Here is a 1,921-nt window from a genome sequence, read left to right on the forward strand (position 1 = left end):
CGTGAATGGACAACCGATGCACAAGTACCTTTGCGTTCTTTTGCTGTGTGTTCGGATACAAAAGTAGGCAAGCGTCGTAAAAACCAAGATGATATTGTTGGCATGGAAACATCAGATCTTGTGCTCCCTGCTACCACGGATGCAAAAGCCCTTGCCAAAGAAGCTTGTGAAAACCTAGAAGATGCAATGACGGTTATCTTTTCAACCTATCATTCCATTCAAGTGATTTCGGATGCGCAAAAGGATCATGCTTTACCCGAATTTGATCTGATCATTTGCGATGAAGCGCATAGAACCACTGGGGCTTCATTGGGAACAGAGGACAATGAATCCGAATTTATCAAGGTTCACGATAACAGCATCATTCGGGGCAAAAAACGTCTGTATATGACAGCAACGCCTCGTATCTTTAGTGACACTGCCAAAAGGCGTGCTGATGAGATTAATGCTGTTCTAGCATCTATGGATGATGAAACCCTTTATGGCAAACAACTCCATCATTATACCTTCGCGGAAGCTGTCGATAATGAACTTTTAACTCCTTACAAGATTGTGGTCTTGGGTATTAATGAAACCTATATCACACCAGCCATACAAGAGATTATTGCCAATGAAAACCATGAAATTGATTTAGATGATGCGGCAAAAATTATTGGCTGTTATAGAGCACTTACTAAAATAGATAAGCAAGCCGCTGTTGATGATAATGATACAGAGCCCATGCAATGTGCTTTAGCTTTTTGCAAAGATATCAATACATCTCAATATATCACAAAGCTCTTCAATAAAATTATCAAATCTCATATTGATGATTTCCTTCAAACCGTTCCTTTTTTGAACTGTGAAGTAAGACATATTGACGGAACGCAAAGCGTCAAAAAACGCAATGAGGAATTGGATTGGCTTAAAGAAGATGCGGGTCAAAATGTTTGTCGGATCTTAAGCAATGTTCGGTGTCTGTCTGAAGGGATTGATGTTCCTGCTCTTGATGCCATCATGTTTTTACACCCGCGCAATAGCCAAGTCGATGTGATACAGGCGGTAGGACGTGTGATGCGTCGTGCTCCAAATAAGAAAACGGGCTATATCATTTTACCCATTATCATTCCTTCACACTTAGAAGCCAAAAAGGCTTTAAAAAACAATAAAAGGTATCGTGTTGTTTGGCAAGTTTTGCATGCTTTACATTCTCATGATGAGAGACTTGCTCGGACAATTAATCAAATGTCTTTAGGACAAGATAGCAGTCATACGATTGAGATTATAGAGATTAAGCGTGACGATGAATTAAAAGAGCTCACCACAACAGTTGATGAGATCTCGATAGCATCAAAAACAGAAAGTTCTGGACATACCATTGGAACAGCAGAAAGCAAATCTCAATCGGTATCTGGAGGACAAGGAGACTTATTCCGCCGTTCTGAATTTTTTGATTTTGTCAAAGCCATTTTTCTGGATAGTTTTAAAATCACGGATTATTGGGGCATATGGGCGAACAATGTTGCTGAGATTGCTCAAAACCATATCAATCATCTTAAAGATATGATTTCCGATGAAAAGAGTGAAGCCTTTCACGCCTTTGATGCATTCCATAAGGAATTAAAGAACAACGTCAACAGTGAAATAAAAAAAGAAGAAGCGATTGAGATGTTAGCCCAACATCTTGTCACGCGTCCCGTGTTTGAAGCTTTGTTTGAGGGCAATGAATTTGTCCACAACAATGCCATTTCGCAAGCCATGGACAAGATCTTAAGAGAACTGGATAAAACCAATATCGAAGAAAAAACCAAAGATCTTGATAAATTTTACAAAAGTGTCACGTTCTGTACAGCAGGGATTACCGAAACTCATGCAAAACAGAATCTTATTATCAAACTTTATGAAAGTTTTTTTGCCAAGGCATTTAAGAAAACCACGGATA

General features: G+C 39.1%; 1 protein-coding gene. It reads left to right on the forward strand.

The window, feature by feature from the left end; all coding sequences use genetic code 11:
• A partial coding sequence (locus tag PVV66_RS09465; RefSeq protein ID WP_273761007.1) for a helicase-related protein occupies window positions 1–1,921 on the forward strand: 1,921 nt, incomplete at both ends.

Origin of the sequence: Bartonella sp. AU16XJBT, from assembly GCF_028618665.1 — a bacterium.
Classification (GTDB): domain Bacteria; phylum Pseudomonadota; class Alphaproteobacteria; order Rhizobiales; family Rhizobiaceae; genus Bartonella.